We start from the raw sequence: 16,748 nt of genomic DNA, 5'->3' as shown, positions 1-16,748 counted from the left end.
CTTTCTTGTGGGGTGGTCGCTCCGCTTCGCTGCGCGGGGTGGGGGAGTGTGCGCTGCGCCGCTGCGCGGCTTGGGGGGCGGAGGGCCGGGCTGCGCCCTGGGGGCCCACCCGCTGCGCGGCTGGAAGGGCGAGCCCGGGATGGTGGGGGTGCGCGGAATCGTTTGCCTGGCGAAGTGAAGCCCGCCGCTGCGCGGCTTGAGGGGGTTGCCCCGTGGTGGCGGCGTTTCCCTTCCTCGTGGGCTGGCTGCTCCGCTTCGCTGCGCTGTCAGGATGCCCGTACTGGGGCCGGGTGCCGTCTTGGCAGCGGAAGCACTCGTTGAGGGTGCCCTCGCGGTGAGGGGTAACGCTGCCAAGCCGCGCAGCGGCGGGCTTCACTGCGATCCCGGAGTGTCTTGCTCCTTACGGGGCTTGCTCTTCAGCCGCGCAGCGGCGCAGCTTCGCTTCATCACCCACACCGGTGCCGGGCACCGATCCCTTTCCGGGTGCGCGCTTCCAGCCGCGCAGCGGGTGGGCCGCCGAGGGCGCAGCCCGGCCCTCCGCCCCCCAAGCCGCGAAGCGGCGCAGCGCACACTCCGCACCAGAGGCGGCTCGCCTATTTGAGGGTGCGGAGCAGTGCCCTCAGCTGCGTTGGGCTCAGGGTGAGCACGGTGCGGGGTGCGTCCCTTTCCCGTACGACGATGCCCTCGCCCTGCGCTGCTACTTCGATGCAGTTTTCGCCATTACCGCCCGAGAACGACGACTTCTGCCACCGCAACGTTGCGGTCACCGCAGCCCGCCCTGCTTGACCGCGCCCAGCAGGGCGCCGAGCGCCGCTCGGCTGGGGAGCAGGACGAGCTCGGGCTCGTCGCCCTCGCGTAACGCTATCGCCGCGCCCAGGTGTCTCACCTCGACGCAGCTGTTGTCCTGTCCTCCACCGGAGAAGGTCGACTTCTGCCATGCACCGGTTGTGTAGTGGTCCATGATGCTGCTTCTCACGTTTCCTGAATCATCTGCTGGATGTACTTCTTCGAGTCGTCGCCGCTCAGCGCCGTTTCCGCGAGGACGTGGAACAGCTTGGCGTACATGGACAGCAGCGCGTTGGCGCTGATGAGGCCCCCGCGGAAGGCGTTGTCGATCTGGACGGTGTCCAGCTCGGGGATGGGGCCAAGGGCGTACAACATCGATTGGGCCGTTCCGACGAGGTGCTCAATGCCGAACGGAACGACTCGCAGCGTCACGCTCGGCCATTCGGCGGCTTCCGCCAGGAACTTCAGCTGCGCCCGCTGGACTCCACGGCTTCCGTAGCACATGCGCAGGGCGGCCTCATGGACGATTGCCACGGTCTCGGGAGGCGTCTTGCGACTGTAGATGTCGCGGCGTTGCATCCGGTGCTCGACTCGCGCGTTCAGTTCTCTTTCCGGTAGAGGCGGAACGCCGCTGCCGAACAGTGCCCGTGCGTATTCCTCGATCTGGAAGATCCCGGGCACGTAATTCGTCTGGAACAAGTGCAGCCCGCGCGCGTGGTACTCCAGCTCCGACACGTCCAGGAATCCGGGCGTGAGGATGCCGCGGTATTTCTCCCACCATCCGCGCACGCGTTCGTCCGCCATCGTGCACAGTTCGTCGATCAGCCGGGCATTGTCCGCCTTGTAGTAGGTGGCGAGCCTGCGCACCCTCTCGGCGCTGACGCCCCAGCGGCCCGCCTCGATGTGGCTGATCTGCGCCGCACCGCCGCCGAGCAGCCCGCCCGCTTCGCGTGCGGACATGCCGGCCGCCTCGCGCAGCTTGCGCAACTCGGTGCCCAGGCGGGCCTGTCGGGCCGTCGGGTTGCTTCTCGGCGGCATGGATCGCCCCTCCGTTCGGTGCTTCCGAGTCTCCCGCGCCACCTTCCCACAGGTCTACCGTCCGTCACTGGATCGTGTCACAGCGTTGCAACGGCACAGTTTTGTGCCCTACCGTCCTGCCAACGCCGCGCATCAGGTCGGGAAGACCCGAAGTGCAGCTGTCCGCACGCCCATTGGGCGCACCGCGGATGGCCGGGCCACGGACGACTGGGGGCGCGCGGGAGTCATCGGCTGACCAGGGAGTCGCCCCATGGAATCCGTACTGCCCGAAAACTTCTACGAATTGGCCGCACCGGCCAGCCTCACCACCCCGCGTCTCGCGCGGCAGTTCGTCAGTGGAACGCTCGAAGCAACGGGCCACTCCGCACTGATCGACGACGCGTGCGTGTGCGTGTCCGACGCCGTCACCAACGTCGTGCAGCACGCACGCGTGCCGACCGTTGCCGTCGAGGTGACCGTGCACGGGCGGGACCGGGCCACCATCGCCGTTCGCGACGGGGACCCGGTCAGGCGGCCGTACCGGCGGGGGCCGGCGCGGCCGGACGACGAGCGGGGGCGGGGGCTCGCCCTCGTACGGGATCTGTCGCACGCCTCCGGCGTGAGCCTGATCTGGGACGGGCTCGACGTCGTCGGCAAGCGCGTGTGGTTCGAGCTGCGCGCCCCGTGATCAGCGAGTGCGGCCGCCGCCGCGCCACGTCGCGTACAGGCCCGAGAGGGCGATGGCGATCGCCGCGAGGGACTGCGGCGGCACGCCCACGCAGACGAGCGTGACGCCCGCCGTCAGGACGGCGAGGAAGGCGATGAGGTCGTGGAATCGCATAGGGCTCCGCTCCCGTGGTGAGTGGTGTACCACTGAGGCTCGATGGGAGCCGCACCGCTGCGGCAGGTGCAGCGGTGTTGCCAACGGGACGGCAGCGGGGGAGCGATGGGCGAGTTACAGGCATTCGACGACGAGCTCGGCCCGGAGGTCCGGGCCCTGGCGCAGGCGCTGCGGGACCTGTTCGCCGGGCTCGGTGTGTCCACGCGGCGGTATGCCGCGCGCCGCAGCTACGACTCGTCCACCGTCTCCCGCTACCTGAGCGGGCAACGGCTGCCGCGGTGGGAGTTCGTGCTCAACCTGCTGCATGACGTGGCGGAGAAACGCGGCACCGTGCCGACGCCGGAAACGATGGAAATGCTGCGAGGGCTGCACAACGCTGCCCTGGCGGCGGGCAAGAGCCCCGGCCACCGGGTGCAGCTGCTGCAGCAGCGGCTGGCCGCCGCTGATCAGGAGGCGTTGCGCGCCGCGCAGCGGGAGCGGTGGTTGGAGGACACGCTCCGGGACCGCGAGCACCGCATCCGGGATCTGCAGCTGCAGCTGCAGCTCGGGGCCGGTCCCCTCGACGGGGAAGCAGCGCGTCTTCGGGAGGAGATCCGGCAGCTGCAGGAGGAGCTGGCGGAGGCCAGGGAGCTGCACCGGCGTGCGGAGGAGCGGTGTGCGTGGTTGGAGGGGCAGCTGGTGGAGGCGGAAGGACGGTTGAAGGTCACGGATCCGGCGCCTGTCACGGCGGGCGATGCCGTGCTGCTGGCCGCGGACTCGTGGGCTCGGGGCGAGGCGCTCGCCGAGGCGTTGACGGTGCAGATCACAGGGGACGGCCGACCGCTGGGCAACGGGCTGCTCCTCGATCCCGGGACCGTGGTGACCACCGCTCGGGTGGCGCACTCCTTCGACGCCTCGGACGAGGTCGACGTCGGCTGGATGGACAAGCACGTCCGTGGCGTCCTGGTCGAGCGTCAGCCTCCGGAGCCTGAGGACCCGAAGGAGCTGTGGCCGTTCCCGAACCTGGCCGTGGTGCGTTTGCTCTCCCCGGTGGTGACCTACACGCCGTATCCGGGACTCGACCCGGGGTGGGTTCCCGCCCCCGGCACCCAGCTGGTTGTCTGCGCGTACGGCTTCGGACTCGCGAAGGCGTGGGGTCCCTACTCCTGCCGGCTGGAGATCCGTGGGAGAACGGGCGGCTGGCTCCGTGCCCAGGGGGAGTTCGTGGGCGGGCTTGGCGGGGCTCCGGCGTTCCAGGCCGGTACGGGACTGTTCGCGGGGCTGGTGAGCGCCTGGTACGAGCAACGTTCGCTGGGCCTGCTCACTCCTGTCAGCGCCTTCCGCAGCCTGGCTGCCGTTGGCACCGGCACCGCGCAGTAACCGCCCCCCACCCCGCGGTTTCGATCCCACCCGAAGGGGTTTGCCGGCCACCGCACCGGCGCGCAGACTCGCCGTACCGGCACAGGGGGGCCGGGTGCCCGTGAGCAACGGGGGTGGGCACCCGGGCATGCCGAAAGGCCGCCGTTCCGAGCGGGGGGAACGGCGGCCCTTGCGTGCCGTGGAGGCGAAAGAGGCGCGGGTCAGAGGACGCGCACGGCGCCCGACGGCTGGGAGTAGCTGAGGTCGCGCTCGACGATGCCGGTGCTGGGGTTCTGGGCGCCGATGAACTTGCCGCCGCCGATGTAGACGGCGACGTGGTAGGCGCTGCCCGCGGGGCCCCAGTAGAGGATGTCGCCGGCCTGGAGGTTGCTCAGGGAGACCTGGGTGCCGGCCGTGGACTGGTCCTGGGAGACGCGCGGCAGGCTGACGCCGATCTGGTTGTAGGCGGCCATGACCAGGCCGGAGCAGTCGTACGAGGAGGGGCCGGTGGAGCCCATGACGTACGCCTTGCCCAGCTGGGCGCGCAGGAAGCTCAGGAGGGTGGCGGTGCTGCCGGTGGCGGTGGAGGTCGACTCGTCGGAGGCGGAGGTCGACTTGCCGCTGATGTCGGTGCGGTCGCCGCCGCGGGAGGCGCGCTCCTGGGCCTTGCGGGCCTCGGCCTCGGCGACCTTGCGCTCGGCCTCGGCCTTGCGCTCGGCTTCTTCCTTGGCCTTCTTGGCGCCGGCCTTGGCGGCCTCGACGGCCTCGTCCACCTGCGCACGGACCTGGTACTCGACGGCTGCCTGCTGCGTGGCGTCGGCGCTCTGCGCGATGGAGCCGGAGAGGGCGGCGTTGAGGGCGGGGATCTCGACCGTCTGCTCGGCCGGCTTCTCGGCCGTGTTCGAGGCGGCGGACGCGGTCCCGGCCACGGCCAGGGTGCCAAGGACGCCACCGGCCACACCCGTGCGCACGACCCAGGACTGGGTCGCGGGGCGACGGGGCTTCCGGTGGCTGGTTATGTGCGCGTTGGGGGACATGGGACAACGGACTACCAGCCCGCGCTGGTTGAGTTCAACATAAGTGACGTGCGCCACAATTGGCGTGGACGCGCCGAGTTTTCCGGGTTTCGGATCACGGGAGGGTCACGGCGCGGACTCGGCGGGAAGGGGCGAACAGCCGCCTCAGCATGGCATTTGCGCCATGATTGATCATCCGCCGGACGTCTTATCACTTTTACAGCGTGCACGTCGAGGCTACCCAGGAAATCCGGCCCCCGAACCTCCCGGCGCGTGGCGCAACTCACGCATCGCCCGGCTCGGCTCGGGACTGACGGCCCTGGTGACTCACGCGAAACCAGCGAAGCACGTCAAGCGCGCAAAACGGGCCGATTCGCCGGGTCGATTCACCGAGCAGGTATCCGCCCGTCCCGCCCGGCCCGACGGGCCGGCTCGTGAACGGGTGCGCTTGCCGGACCACCCGTCCCGTCCGTCACCCGCGGCCCACCGTCGCGCCACCCCCGGCGTGCGTGCTGACCGGCGTCGCCCCGGCGGGTTACCGCCATATATCAGTTGACGAATGATCTCGCCAATTTGCCTGGAACGGGTCGCACTTGATAATGCAACCCCGCTCCGACCAGCGGCGCAGCCGCGGAATGTCACCTCTGGTGATCGCTCAACCGCTTTGCGTATGAAGATCGCTGATCATCCGACTTGATGATCGTTCGCCAGGTGGTGGAGATCACAAACATGGGCGCGTACGCCGTGTCGCAGATCACAGAGCGACGGGCATAGGATGCAAGCGACCCGGGCTTGTGAACTGCCTCACATGCTGGTGATCTCCGCCAGGGGCCTCCGCCACCGGGTCCGGTCAGCCAGCAGTCAGCGTCGACAGACTGGAAGGAGCGAGGAGCGGTGAACGCCTACGCGCCCATCCTCGTACTGGGAGCCCTCGCCGCGGGCTTCGCGATCTTCTCCGTGGTCATGGCATCGATCATCGGGCCCAAGCGGTACAACCGCGCGAAGCTCGAGGCGTACGAGTGCGGCATCGAACCCACGCCGCACCCGGCCGGTGGCGGTCGCTTCCCGATCAAGTACTACCTGACGGCGATGCTCTTCATCGTCTTCGACATCGAGGTCGTCTTCCTCTACCCCTGGGCGGTCACCTTCGACTCGCTGGGGATGTTCGGGCTCGTGGAGATGCTCCTCTTCGTGCTGACCGTCTTCGTCGCCTACGCGTACGTGTGGCGGCGCGGCGGCCTGGAATGGGATTAGGGGGCAGGACGCATGGGGCTTGAAGAGAAGCTGCCCAGCGGCTTTCTGCTGACCACCGTCGAACAGGCCGCGGGATGGGTGCGCAAGGCGTCCGTCTTCCCCGCGACCTTCGGCCTGGCCTGCTGTGCCATCGAGATGATGACCACCGGCGCGGGGCGCTACGACATGGCCCGCTTCGGCATGGAGGTCTTCCGCGGCTCTCCCCGGCAGGCCGATCTGATGATCGTGGCGGGGCGGGTGAGCCAGAAGATGGCGCCGGTGCTGCGCCAGGTCTACGACCAGATGCCCAACCCCAAGTGGGTGATCTCCATGGGTGTCTGCGCGTCCACCGGCGGCATGTTCAACAACTACGCCATCGTGCAGGGCGTCGACCACATCGTGCCGGTCGACATCTACCTGCCCGGTTGTCCGCCGCGGCCCGAGATGCTCCTGGACGCGATCCTCAAGCTCCATCAAAAGATCCAGGGCGAGAAGCTCGGCCCGCACCGGGAGAAGGCGGAGCGCGAGGCGGAGGAGACCGCGCTCAAGGAGCTGCCGCTGATCGACATGAAGGGGCTGCTGCAATGAGCGAGGCGAACGGCAAGGGCCCCGGCGGCCCGCAGGAGCCCCCGGTCAGCGCCAACGGCGTCAACCCTGACAAGGACCTCGACGCGCAGAACCTGCCCGGCCAGCGGCTCGCCGGCGGCGAGGTCATCGGCGTGCGCCGGGGGATGTTCGGGGCCAACAACGGCGGCGACACCACCGGCTACGGCCGGCTGGTGCGGACCGTACGGCTGCCGGGCGCCACGAGCCGGCCGTACGGCGGCTGGTTCGACGAGGTCGCCGACGAACTGGAAGGCGCGCTGGAGGAGCAGGGGCTCGTCCCCGAGAACGCGATCGAGAAGACGGTCGTCGACCGCGGGGAGATCACCTTCCACATCGCCCGCGAGCACCTGCCCGTCGTGGCCCGCACCCTGCGCGACGACCCGGCCCTGCGCTTCGAGCTGTGCACCGGGGTCAGCGGGGTGCACCTGCCCGGGGACAAGGGGCGCGAGCTGCACGCGGTCTACCACCTGCGCTCGATCACCCACAATCGCCTGATCCGGCTGGAGGTCGGTGCCCCGGACGCCGATCCGCACGTGCCCTCGCTCGTCGAGGTCTACCCGACCAACGACTGGCACGAGCGCGAGACCTACGACTTCTTCGGCCTGGTCTTCGACGGCCACCCGGCGCTCACCCGGATCATGATGCCGGACGACTGGCAGGGCTTCCCGCAGCGCAAGGACTACCCCCTCGGCGGCATTCCCGTCGAGTACAAGGGCGCCCAGATCCCGGCTCCGGACCAGCGGAGGTCGTACAGCTGATGTCGACACCAACCAGCCCCCGCGAGACCACCGAGGGCGCCGTCTACACCGTCACCGGCGGCGACTGGGAGGAGGTCGCCGCTGCCGCGCGGCAGGCCGACGACGAGCGCATCGTCGTCAACATGGGCCCCCAGCACCCCTCCACCCACGGCGTGCTCCGGCTCATCCTGGAGATCGACGGCGAGACGGTGACCGAGGCCCGCTGCGGCATCGGCTACCTGCACACCGGCATCGAGAAGAACCTCGAATTCCGCACCTGGACGCAGGGCACCACCTTCGTCACGCGCATGGATTACCTGACGCCGTTCTTCAACGAGGCGGCGTACTGCCTGGGCGTGGAGAAGCTGCTGGGCATCGAGGAGCAGGTGCCCGACCGCGCCTCCGTCATCCGCGTCATGCTCATGGAGCTGAACCGAATCTCCTCACACCTGGTGGCCATCGCCACCGGCGGCATGGAGCTCGGCGCCACCACGATCATGATCTACGGCTTCCGCGACCGGGAGATGATCCTCGACATCTTCGAGCTGATCACCGGCCTGCGGATGAACCACGCCTACGTCCGCCCCGGCGGCCTGGCCCAGGACCTCCCGCCGGGCGCGGTGGACGTGGTGCGCGAATTCGTGAAGAAGATGCGCAAGAACCTGCCGGAGTACGACAAGCTCGCCACCGGCAACCCCATCTTCAAGGGCCGCATGCAGGGCATCGGCCACCTCGACCTGGCCGGCTGCATGGCGCTCGGCGTCACCGGCCCCATCCTGCGCTCCACCGGCCTGCCCCACGACCTGCGCAAGGCCCAGCCCTACTGCGGCTACGAGACCTACGACTTCGACGTCGCCACGGCCGACACCGCCGACGCCTACGGCCGCTTCCTCATCCGCATCGAGGAGATGCGCCAGTCGCTGCGCATCGTCGACCAGTGCCTGGACCGGCTCGCCCCGGGCCCGGTCATGGTCGCCGACAAGAAGATCGCCTGGCCCGCGCAGCTGGCCCTCGGCCCGGACGGGCTCGGCAACTCCCTCGACCACATCAAGAAGATCATGGGCACCTCGATGGAAGCCCTGATCCACCACTTCAAGCTGGTGACGGAGGGCTTCCGGGTGTCCCCGGGGCAGGCGTACACGGCCGTGGAGTCCCCCAAGGGCGAGCTCGGCGTGCACGTCGTCAGCGACGGCGGAACCCGCCCGTACCGGGTCCACTTCCGCGACCCGTCCTTCACCAACCTCCAGGCCGTGGCGGCGATGTGCGAGGGCGGCATGGTCGCCGACGTGATCGTGGCCGTCGCGTCCATCGACCCCGTGATGGGAGGCGTTGACCGGTGACTGAGGTACAGCTGGGGATGCCCCAGCTACCGGCGCCCGACTACCCCCAGGAGGTCAGGGAGCGGCTGGAGGCGGACGCCGGGGACATCATCGCCCGCTACCCCGACAGCCGCAGCGCCCTGCTGCCGCTGCTGCACCTGGTGCAGGCCGAGGAGGGGTACGTCACCCGCACCGGCATCCGCTTCTGCGCCGAGCAGCTGGGGCTGACCACGGCCGAGGTGACCGCGGTGTCGACCTTCTACACCATGTACCGCCGCAAGCAGGGCGGCGACTACCAGGTCGGCGTGTGCACCAACACCCTGTGCGCGGTGCTCGGCGGCGACGCCATCTTCGAGACCCTCCAGCGCCACCTCGGCGTCGGGAACGGCGGCACGACCGAGGACGGCAAGGTCACCCTCGAACACATCGAGTGCAACGCCGCCTGCGACTACGCGCCCGTGGTGATGGTCAACTGGGAGTTCTTCGACGACCAGACGCCCGAGAGCGCCATCCGCCTCGTCGACGACCTGCGCGCCGGCCGGCCCGTCGAACCCACCCGCGGCGCGCCCCTGTGCACGTACCGGGAGACCGCCCGCATCCTCGCCGGCTTCCCCGACCCGCGGCCCGGCGCCGTCGAGGCGGGCGGCAGCGCCGGACACGCCACGCTGGCCGGGCTGCGGCTGGCCCGGGGCGAGGCCGCGGCCCCGGCCCGCGTCGGGCCGCCGCGCGGCGAGCCGCCGCAGGGCGAGCGTCCGCCGGAGCACCCCAGCTCCCACGACGCACCGCAGCCCACATCCGCATCGGACCCGGACCACCCCCACGGCCCGGTCACCGAGGAGGGGGAGGGATGACCGTGGCACCCGAGATCTTCGAGACCAGCCCCGAGAAGCTGCTCGCGCCCGTGCTCAGCGCCTTCTGGGACGAGCCGCGCTCGTGGACGCTGGAGACCTACCTGCGGCACGACGGCTACGCGGGGCTGCGCAAGGCCCTGGAGATGACCCCCGACGAGGTCATCGGCTACGTCAAGGACTCCGGCCTGCGCGGGCGCGGCGGCGCCGGCTTCCCCACCGGGATGAAGTGGCAGTTCATCCCGCAGGGCGACGGCAAGCCGCACTACCTCGTCGTCAACGCCGACGAGTCCGAGCCGGGCACCTGCAAGGACATCCCGCTGCTCTTCGCCAATCCGCACGTGCTCATCGAGGGCATGCTGATCGCCTGCTACGCGATCCGCTCCAGCCGCGCGTTCATCTACCTGCGCGGCGAGACCGTGCCCGTGCTGCGGCGCCTGCACGAGGCCGTCCGCGAGGCGTACGCGGCCGGCTACCTGGGCAAGGACGCCCTCGGCAAGGGGCTCGACCTCGACATCACCGTGCACGCGGGCGCGGGCGCCTACATCTGCGGCGAGGAGACGGCCCTGCTCGACTCCCTCGAAGGCCGCCGCGGCCAGCCCCGGCTGCGCCCGCCCTTCCCGGCCGTCGCCGGCCTGTACGCCTGCCCGACGGTGGTCAACAACGTCGAGTCCATCGCCTCGGTCCCGGCGATCCTGGCCCGGGGCAAGGAGTGGTTCCGTTCGATGGGCAGCGAGAAGTCCCCCGGCTTCACGCTGTACTCGCTCAGCGGCCACGTCGCGAGCCCGGGGCAGTACGAGGCGCCGCTGGGCATCACCCTGCGCCAGCTGCTCGGCATGAGCGGCGGCATGCGCCCCGGCCACCGGCTGAAGTTCTGGACGCCGGGCGGCTCCTCGACCCCGATCCTCACCGACGAGCACCTCGACGTGCCGCTGGACTACGAGGGCGTCGGCGCCGCCGGCTCGATGCTGGGCACCAAGGCGCTGCAGTGCTTCGACGAGACCACGTGCGTGGTGCGCGCGGTCACCCGCTGGACGGAGTTCTACGCGCACGAGTCGTGCGGCAAGTGCACGCCCTGCCGCGAAGGCACCTACTGGCTGGTGCAGTTGCTGCGCGACATCGAGGCCGGCAAGGGCCGCATGAGCGACCTCGACAAGCTCGCCGACATCGCCGACAACATCAACGGCAAGTCGTTCTGCGCCCTCGGCGACGGCGCGGCGAGCCCCATCTTCTCCTCGCTCAAGTACTTCCGCGGCGAGTACGAGCAGCACATCAAGGGGCGCGGCTGCCCCTTCGACCCGGCCAAGTCCACGGTCTGGGCCGACGAGGGCGTCGGCAACCAGCACGCTCACCTGGGGGTGAACGCATGACAGTCACCACGCCCGCCCCCTCCGGGTCCGGGCCCGCGGCCGTGCCACCTGAGGACCTGGTGTCCGTCACCATCGACGGCATCGAGCTCTCCGTGCCCAAGGGCACGCTGGTCATCCGCGCCGCGGAGATGCTGGGCATCGAGATCCCGCGGTTCTGCGACCACCCGCTGCTGGACCCGGTCGGCGCCTGCCGGCAGTGCATGGTCGAGGTCGAAGGCCAGCGCAAGCCCATGGCCTCGTGCACCATCACCTGCACCGACGGCATGGTCGTCCACACCCAGCTCACCTCGCCCGCCGCCGAGAAGGCGCAGCGCGGCGTGATGGAGCTGCTGCTGATCAACCACCCGCTGGACTGCCCGGTCTGCGACAAGGGCGGCGAGTGCCCGCTGCAGAACCAGGCCATGAGCACCGGCCGCGCCGACTCCCGCTTCGAGGGCAGGAAGCGCACGTACGCCAAGCCGCTGCCGATCTCGCCGCAGATCCTGCTGGACCGCGAGCGCTGCGTGCTGTGCGCGCGCTGCACCCGCTTCTCCGAGCAGATCGCCGGCGACCCGATGATCGAGCTGCTGGAGCGGGGCGCGCTGGAGCAGGTCGGCACCGGCGAGGGCGACCCCTTCCAGTCGTACTTCTCCGGCAACACCATCCAGATCTGCCCGGTGGGCGCGCTGACGTCGGCGGCGTACCGCTTCCGCGCCCGTCCCTTCGACCTGGTCTCCTCGCCGTCGGTGTGCGAGCACTGCGCGGGCGGCTGCGCCCTGCGCACCGACCACCGGCGCGGCAAGGTGATGCGCCGGCTCGCCGCCGAGGACCCCGAGGTCAACGAGGAGTGGGTGTGCGACAAGGGGCGCTTCGCGTTCCGCTACGCGCAGCGGCCGGAGCGCTTCACCACGCCGCTGGTGCGCGGCAAGAGCGGCGTGCTGGAGCCGGCGAGCTGGCCGGAGGCGCTTCAGGCGGCCGCCCGCGGGCTGGCCGCGGCGCGCGGCCGGGCCGGTGTCCTCACGGGCGGCCGGCTGACGGTCGAGGACGCGTACGCGTACGCCAAGTTCGCCCGGGTGGTGCTGCAGACGCACGACGTGGACTTCCGGGCCCGCGTGCACAGCGGTGAGGAGGCCGACTTCCTGGCCGCCCACGTCGCCGGCCGCGGCAAGGACCTTGATGGCGGCGGCGTGACGTACGCCGCGCTGGAAGGGGCCCCCGCCGTGCTGCTGGTGGGCCTGGAGGCCGAGGAGGAGGCGCCGGGCGTCTTCCTGCGGCTGCGCAAGGCCTGGCGCGGGCACGGGCAGCGGCTGTTCTCGCTGGCCACGCACGCGACACCGGGACTGACCAAGGCCGGCGGCACGCTGCTGCCGGCGGCCCCCGGCACCGAGCCGGAATGGCTGCGGGCGCTGGCCGCCGGCTCGGGCCTGGACGCGGCCGGGCAGGCCGCGGCCGACGCGCTGCGCGCACCGGGCGCGGTGCTCGCCGTCGGCGAGCGGCTCGCGGGCGTCGCGGGCGGGCCCACGGCGGCCGTGGAGCTGGCCGCGGCGACGGGCGCCCGCCTGGTGTGGCTGCCGCGCCGGGCCGGCGAGCGGGGCGCGCTGGAGGCGGGCGCGCTGCCCGGGCTGCTGCCCGGTGGCCGGCCGGCCACCGACCCGCGGGCACGCGAGGAGACGGCGGCCGTGTGGGGCGTGCCGGAGCTGCCGCGCAGCCCCGGCCGCGACACCGGGCAGATCCTGCAGGCCGCCGCCCGCGGCGAGCTGGGCGCCCTGCTGGTGGGCGGCGTCGAGGTCGTGGACCTGCCGGATCCGGCAAGGGCCCGGGAGGCGCTGGAGGCGGTGGGCTTCCTGGTCAGCCTGGAGATGCGGCCCAGCGAGGTGTCGGACCGGGCGGACGTGGTGCTGCCGGTGGCCGCGGTCGCCGAGAAGGCGGGGACGTTCCTGAACTGGGAGGGCCGCGCCCGGCCGTTCGAGGTGGCGCTCAAACCCGACCAGCTCACCGGCCGGCAGCTGCTGCCCGACCACCGGGTGCTGCACATGCTGGCCGACGCCATGGACGTCCCGCTCGGCCTGCCGGGCCTGCGCGAGGCCCGCGCGGAGCTCACGCGGCTGGGCCCGTGGGACGGCGAGCGGGCGGCCGGCCCGGCCGAGCCCGCCCGGCCGCCGGCCCGGCCCGGCCCGGGCGAGGCGGTCCTGGCCGGGCACCGGCTGCTGCTGGACCGCGGCCGGCTGCAGGACGGGGACGACGCGCTGGCCGCCACCCGCAAGCCCGCCGTGGCCCGCCTGTCGGCCGCGACGGCCGCCGAGGCGGGCGTGCGCGACGGCGCGCAGCTGGCCGTCACCGGCCCGGCCGGCACGCTGCGGCTGCCGGTGCAGGTCACGCCCATGCCGGACCGCGTGGTGTGGCTGCCGCTGAACTCCGCCGGCACCTCCGTCGCCTCCGCGACGGGTGCGGTGCCGGGCGACGTGGTGCGCATCGGGGCGTACGTCCCCGAGGCCGCCGACGACGAGGGACGGGAGGTACGGCCGTGATCCCGCAGACGTCCGCGGTCACCCTGGCCGCCGAGGACCTGTCGGTGTTCGGCACCGACCCGTGGTGGCTGATCGTCCTCAAGGCGGTCTTCTGCTTCGCGTTCCTGATGCTGACCGTGCTGTTCTCCATCGTCTGGGAGCGCAAGGTCGTCGCCTGGATGCAGCTGCGCATCGGCCCCAACCGGCACGGCCCCTGGGGCCTGCTGCAGTCGCTGGCCGACGGCATCAAGCTGATGCTCAAGGAGGACGTGGTCGTCCGCCGCGCCGACAAGGTCGTCTACGTCCTGGCGCCGGTCGTGGCCGCGATCCCGGCGTTCATGGCGATCGCGGTGATCCCCTTCGGCCCATCCGGGGGCGAGGTCTCGGTCTTCGGCCACCGCACCGCGATGCAACTGACCGACCTGCCGATCGCCGTGCTCTACATCCTCGCGGTGGCCTCGGTGGGCATCTACGGCATCGTGCTGGCCGGTTGGTCGTCCGGCTCGACGTACCCGCTGCTGGGGGGCCTGCGCTCGTGCGCGCAGATGATCTCGTACGAGATCGCGATGGGCGCCGCCTTCGCCTCCGTCTTCCTCTACTCCGGCTCGATGTCGACCTCGGCCATCGTCGAGGCGCAGCACGACCGGTGGTACGTGCTGCTGCTGCCGGTGTCCTTCCTCGTCTACATCGCGACGATGGTGGGGGAGACCAACCGGGCGCCGTTCGACATGCCGGAGTCCGAGGGCGACCTGGTCGGCGGCTTCAACACCGAGTACTCCTCCATCAAGTTCGCGATGTTCATGCTCGCCGAGTACGTGAACATGGTGACGGTCTCGGCGGTGGCCACCACGCTCTTCCTGGGCGGCTGGCGCGCGCCGTACCCGGTCTCCGCCTTCTGGGAGGGCGCCAACCACGGCTGGTGGCCGCTGCTGTGGTTCGTGGTCAAGGTGCAGCTGCTGCTGTTCTTCTTCATCTGGCTGCGCGGCACGCTGCCGCGCGTGCGCTACGACCAGCTGATGAAGCTGGGCTGGAAGGTGCTCATCCCCGTCTCGGTGACCTGGCTGATGCTGGTCGCGACCGTACGGGCGCTGCGCAACGAGAACTACGACTTCCAGGACATCGTGCTGTACGTCGGCGGGGCGGTGCTGGCGATCCTGCTGCTGTCGGTGCTCGTCGACCTCTTCCACGGCGCCGGCAAGGGCAAGGACGGCGAGGGGGCCGCCGAGGGGGCCGCGGGCCCGCCGCCGGCGTTCGACCCCATGGCCGGCGGCTTCCCCGTGCCGCCGCTGCCCGGCCAGAGCCTGCCGCCCGTGCCCCGGCGCCGGCCGCGCGGGCAGGGCGAGCTCATTGTCAGTGGCGGGGTGGACACTGTGCGTGACGAAAAGGAGGCCCGCGGTGACTGACAAGCCGTCCCGGGAGGATCCCCGGCCCGAGCGTCTCAATCCGGTGGCCGGCTTCGGCGTGACCTTCAAGGCCATGTTCAAGAAGCGGCTGACCGAGCAGTACCCGGAGTACAAGAAGCCCACCGCGCCGCGCTTCCACGGCCGCCACCAGCTCAACCGTCACCCCGACGGCCTGGAGAAGTGCATCGGCTGCGAGCTGTGCGCCTGGGCCTGCCCGGCGGACGCCATCTACGTCGAGGGCGCGGACAACACCGACGAGGAGCGCTACTCGCCGGGCGAGCGCTACGGCCGCGTCTACCAGATCAACTACCTGCGCTGCATCCTGTGCGGCCTGTGCATCGAGGCGTGCCCGACCCGGGCCCTGACGATGACCAACGAGTACGAACTGGCCGATGCCAGCCGCGAGTCGCTGATCTACACCAAGGAGCAGCTGCTGGCCGGGCTGGAGGAGGGCATGGTCGACACGCCGCACGCGATCTTCCCCGGGATGACCGAGGAGGACTACTACCGCGGCCTGGTGACCGAGGCGGCGCCGGGCACGGAGCGCCAAGTGGCCCGCTCCAAGGGCGAGAAGCCCGCCGACGAGGCGTCTTCCAAGGAGGTGGAGGCATGAGCCTCGCCGCTTCCGCCTCGGTGACCTCCACCGGCGAGGAGGTGCAGTTCTGGCTGCTGGGCGTGGTCGCCGTGGCCGGCGCGCTGGGCACGGTGCTGATGAAGAAGGCCGTGCACAGCGCCCTCTCGCTGGCCGGCACCATGATCGTCCTGGCGGTCTTCTACCTCGCCAACGGCGCCTACTTCCTGGGCGTCGTGCAGGTCGTCGTCTACACCGGCGCGATCATGATGCTGTTCCTGTTCGTGGTGATGCTGGTGGGCGTCACCGCCGCCGACTCGCTCAAGGAGACCATCCGCGGCCAGCGCCTGCTGGCCGGGCTGTGCGTGCTGGGCTTCGGCATCCTGCTGATGGCCGGCATCGCCAACGCCTCCCTGCGCGACTTCGACGGCCTGGGCCGGGCCAACGCCGGCGGCAACGTCCAGGGGCTGGCCGCCCTGCTGTTCACCAAGTACGTCTTCGCCTTCGAGATCACCGGCGCCCTGCTGATCACGGCCGCCGTCGGCGCGATGGTGCTCACCCACCGCGAGCGCACCCAGCGGGCCGCCACCCAGCGGGAGCTCGCCGAGCAGCGGGTGCGGCAGGGCAAGCACCTGCCGCCGCTGCCCGCGCCGGGCGTCTACGCCCGGCACAACGCCGTCGACGTCCCCGCCCTGCTGCCCGACGGCAGCCCGTCCGACCTGTCGGTCAACGCCACCCTGCGAGCGCGCGGCCAGATCCGGGACGTCTCGCAGGAGGCGCTCGCCGACCTCGCCGCAGTGGAACAGCGCTCGGCGGAGTGGCTGGAGCAGCGCAAGGGGCGCAAGGGGCGCACACAGGAGGGTGCCCAGTGAACCCCGTCAACTACCTCTATCTGGCGGCCCTCTTGTTCAGCATCGGTGCCGCCGGTGTGCTCATCCGGCGGAATGCGATCGTCGTCTTCATGTGCGTCGAGCTGATGCTCAACGCCTGCAACCTGGCGTTCGTCACCTTCTCCCGGATGCACGGCAACCTCGACGGCCAGATCATCGCCTTCTTCACGATGGTCGTGGCCGCCGCCGAAGTCGTGGTGGGCCTCGCGATCATCGTGATGATCTTCCGCTCCCGCCACTCCGCCTCGGTCGACGACGCCAGTCTGCTGAAGCTGTAAGGGGACACT

Annotated in this window: 18 protein-coding genes; 13 read left to right on the top strand and 5 right to left on the bottom strand. The window is 70.9% G+C overall.

Annotated features, from left to right (window positions below; all coding sequences use genetic code 11):
- Positions 1 to 593 precede the first annotated feature (593 nt).
- Genes ABD361_RS13450 through ABD361_RS13440 form a run of 3 tightly spaced genes read right to left on the bottom strand, consistent with a single transcriptional unit; the run spans position 594 to position 1,824 of the window.
- Positions 594 to 767, bottom strand: coding sequence for a DUF397 domain-containing protein (locus ABD361_RS13450; protein WP_344435305.1), 174 nt, complete (start codon positions 765 to 767; stop codon positions 594 to 596).
- On the bottom strand, positions 764 to 961 hold the full coding sequence (locus ABD361_RS13445) for a DUF397 domain-containing protein (protein ID WP_344435304.1): 198 nt from the start codon (positions 959 to 961) through the stop codon (positions 764 to 766). The genes ABD361_RS13450 and ABD361_RS13445 overlap by 4 nt, the downstream gene beginning before the upstream one ends.
- Before the next feature lie 11 nt (positions 962 to 972).
- Positions 973 to 1,824 carry a helix-turn-helix domain-containing protein gene (locus ABD361_RS13440; protein WP_344435303.1) on the bottom strand — a complete coding sequence of 284 codons (852 nt, stop codon included), beginning with the start codon at positions 1,822 to 1,824 and terminating at the stop codon, positions 973 to 975.
- 250 nt (positions 1,825 to 2,074) lie between these two features.
- On the opposite strand from ABD361_RS13440, the gene ABD361_RS13435 reads away from it, so the two are divergent.
- A complete protein-coding gene (locus tag ABD361_RS13435) occupies positions 2,075 to 2,491 on the top strand; it encodes an ATP-binding protein (RefSeq protein WP_344435302.1) in 417 nt (138 codons plus the stop codon).
- Here the strand turns inward: ABD361_RS13435 and ABD361_RS13430 are convergent, their stop codons facing one another.
- Positions 2,492 to 2,644, bottom strand: a complete 153-nt coding sequence (locus tag ABD361_RS13430; RefSeq protein WP_344435301.1) for a hypothetical protein — start codon at positions 2,642 to 2,644, stop codon at positions 2,492 to 2,494.
- Positions 2,645 to 2,749: 105 nt separating this feature from the next.
- Between ABD361_RS13430 and ABD361_RS13425 the strand changes: the two genes are divergently transcribed.
- Positions 2,750 to 4,003 carry a hypothetical protein gene (locus tag ABD361_RS13425; protein ID WP_344435300.1) on the top strand — a complete coding sequence of 418 codons (1,254 nt, stop codon included), beginning with the start codon at positions 2,750 to 2,752 and terminating at the stop codon, positions 4,001 to 4,003.
- A 200-nt stretch (positions 4,004 to 4,203) separates the two neighbouring features.
- On the opposite strand, the gene ABD361_RS13420 is transcribed toward ABD361_RS13425, so the two are convergent.
- Positions 4,204 to 5,019 carry a C40 family peptidase gene (locus ABD361_RS13420; protein ID WP_344435299.1) on the bottom strand — a complete coding sequence of 272 codons (816 nt, stop codon included), beginning with the start codon at positions 5,017 to 5,019 and terminating at the stop codon, positions 4,204 to 4,206.
- Positions 5,020 to 5,892: 873 nt separating this feature from the next.
- Here ABD361_RS13420 and ABD361_RS13415 point away from each other — a divergent pair.
- From ABD361_RS13415 to nuoK, 11 genes are read left to right on the top strand one after another with little or no spacing between them, the layout of a single operon-like run.
- Entirely contained in the window at positions 5,893 to 6,252 is a 360-nt protein-coding gene (locus ABD361_RS13415; RefSeq protein ID WP_344435298.1) for an NADH-quinone oxidoreductase subunit A, read from the top strand.
- Positions 6,253 to 6,264: 12 nt separating this feature from the next.
- A complete protein-coding gene (locus tag ABD361_RS13410) occupies positions 6,265 to 6,819 on the top strand; it encodes a NuoB/complex I 20 kDa subunit family protein (protein WP_344435297.1) in 555 nt (184 codons plus the stop codon).
- A complete protein-coding gene (locus ABD361_RS13405; protein WP_344435296.1) occupies positions 6,816 to 7,595 on the top strand; it encodes an NADH-quinone oxidoreductase subunit C in 780 nt (259 codons plus the stop codon). Before ABD361_RS13410 ends, ABD361_RS13405 begins: the two co-directional genes overlap by 4 nt.
- On the top strand, positions 7,595 to 8,914 hold the full coding sequence (locus ABD361_RS13400) for an NADH-quinone oxidoreductase subunit D (RefSeq protein ID WP_344435295.1): 1,320 nt from the start codon (positions 7,595 to 7,597) through the stop codon (positions 8,912 to 8,914). Before ABD361_RS13405 ends, ABD361_RS13400 begins: the two co-directional genes overlap by 1 nt.
- 17 nt (positions 8,915 to 8,931) lie before the next feature.
- The gene (gene nuoE, locus ABD361_RS13395; RefSeq protein WP_344435329.1) at positions 8,932 to 9,744 is read left to right on the top strand and encodes an NADH-quinone oxidoreductase subunit NuoE; all 813 of its coding nucleotides are present in this window, start codon (positions 8,932 to 8,934) and stop codon (positions 9,742 to 9,744) included.
- On the top strand, positions 9,741 to 11,111 hold the full coding sequence (gene nuoF, locus ABD361_RS13390) for an NADH-quinone oxidoreductase subunit NuoF (RefSeq protein ID WP_344435294.1): 1,371 nt from the start codon (positions 9,741 to 9,743) through the stop codon (positions 11,109 to 11,111). Before nuoE ends, nuoF begins: the two co-directional genes overlap by 4 nt.
- A complete protein-coding gene (locus ABD361_RS13385) occupies positions 11,108 to 13,618 on the top strand; it encodes an NADH-quinone oxidoreductase subunit G (RefSeq protein ID WP_344435293.1) in 2,511 nt (836 codons plus the stop codon). Before nuoF ends, ABD361_RS13385 begins: the two co-directional genes overlap by 4 nt.
- Entirely contained in the window at positions 13,615 to 15,000 is a 1,386-nt protein-coding gene (nuoH, locus tag ABD361_RS13380; RefSeq protein ID WP_344435292.1) for an NADH-quinone oxidoreductase subunit NuoH, read from the top strand. Before ABD361_RS13385 ends, nuoH begins: the two co-directional genes overlap by 4 nt.
- The gene (nuoI, locus tag ABD361_RS13375; RefSeq protein ID WP_344435291.1) at positions 14,993 to 15,613 is read left to right on the top strand and encodes an NADH-quinone oxidoreductase subunit NuoI; all 621 of its coding nucleotides are present in this window, start codon (positions 14,993 to 14,995) and stop codon (positions 15,611 to 15,613) included. Before nuoH ends, nuoI begins: the two co-directional genes overlap by 8 nt.
- A complete protein-coding gene (locus tag ABD361_RS13370) occupies positions 15,610 to 16,443 on the top strand; it encodes an NADH-quinone oxidoreductase subunit J (protein ID WP_344435290.1) in 834 nt (277 codons plus the stop codon). Before nuoI ends, ABD361_RS13370 begins: the two co-directional genes overlap by 4 nt.
- Positions 16,440 to 16,739 carry an NADH-quinone oxidoreductase subunit NuoK gene (gene nuoK / locus ABD361_RS13365; protein ID WP_344435289.1) on the top strand — a complete coding sequence of 100 codons (300 nt, stop codon included), beginning with the start codon at positions 16,440 to 16,442 and terminating at the stop codon, positions 16,737 to 16,739. The genes ABD361_RS13370 and nuoK overlap by 4 nt, the downstream gene beginning before the upstream one ends.
- Positions 16,740 to 16,748 lie beyond the last annotated feature (9 nt).

The sequence above is a fragment of the Streptomyces luteosporeus genome (genome assembly GCF_039532865.1).
Taxonomy (GTDB): domain Bacteria; phylum Actinomycetota; class Actinomycetes; order Streptomycetales; family Streptomycetaceae; genus Streptomyces; species Streptomyces luteosporeus.
The sequence above is the reverse complement of the archived record's forward strand: the minus strand, read 5'-3'. Positions and strand labels throughout refer to the sequence as shown.

Coding starts and splice junctions, on each gene's coding strand:
- ABD361_RS13445 (WP_344435304.1), bottom strand. CDS start 961: ATGGACCACTACACAACCGGTGCATGGCAGAAGTCGACCTTCTCCGGT.
- ABD361_RS13440 (WP_344435303.1), bottom strand. CDS start 1,824: ATGCCGCCGAGAAGCAACCCGACGGCCCGACAGGCCCGCCTGGGCACC.
- ABD361_RS13435 (WP_344435302.1), top strand. CDS start 2,075: ATGGAATCCGTACTGCCCGAAAACTTCTACGAATTGGCCGCACCGGCC.
- ABD361_RS13430 (WP_344435301.1), bottom strand. CDS start 2,644: ATGCGATTCCACGACCTCATCGCCTTCCTCGCCGTCCTGACGGCGGGC.
- ABD361_RS13425 (WP_344435300.1), top strand. CDS start 2,750: ATGGGCGAGTTACAGGCATTCGACGACGAGCTCGGCCCGGAGGTCCGG.
- ABD361_RS13420 (WP_344435299.1), bottom strand. CDS start 5,019: ATGTCCCCCAACGCGCACATAACCAGCCACCGGAAGCCCCGTCGCCCC.
- ABD361_RS13410 (WP_344435297.1), top strand. CDS start 6,265: ATGGGGCTTGAAGAGAAGCTGCCCAGCGGCTTTCTGCTGACCACCGTC.
- ABD361_RS13405 (WP_344435296.1), top strand. CDS start 6,816: ATGAGCGAGGCGAACGGCAAGGGCCCCGGCGGCCCGCAGGAGCCCCCG.
- ABD361_RS13400 (WP_344435295.1), top strand. CDS start 7,595: ATGTCGACACCAACCAGCCCCCGCGAGACCACCGAGGGCGCCGTCTAC.
- nuoE (WP_344435329.1), top strand. CDS start 8,932: ATGCCCCAGCTACCGGCGCCCGACTACCCCCAGGAGGTCAGGGAGCGG.
- nuoF (WP_344435294.1), top strand. CDS start 9,741: ATGACCGTGGCACCCGAGATCTTCGAGACCAGCCCCGAGAAGCTGCTC.
- ABD361_RS13385 (WP_344435293.1), top strand. CDS start 11,108: ATGACAGTCACCACGCCCGCCCCCTCCGGGTCCGGGCCCGCGGCCGTG.
- ABD361_RS13370 (WP_344435290.1), top strand. CDS start 15,610: ATGAGCCTCGCCGCTTCCGCCTCGGTGACCTCCACCGGCGAGGAGGTG.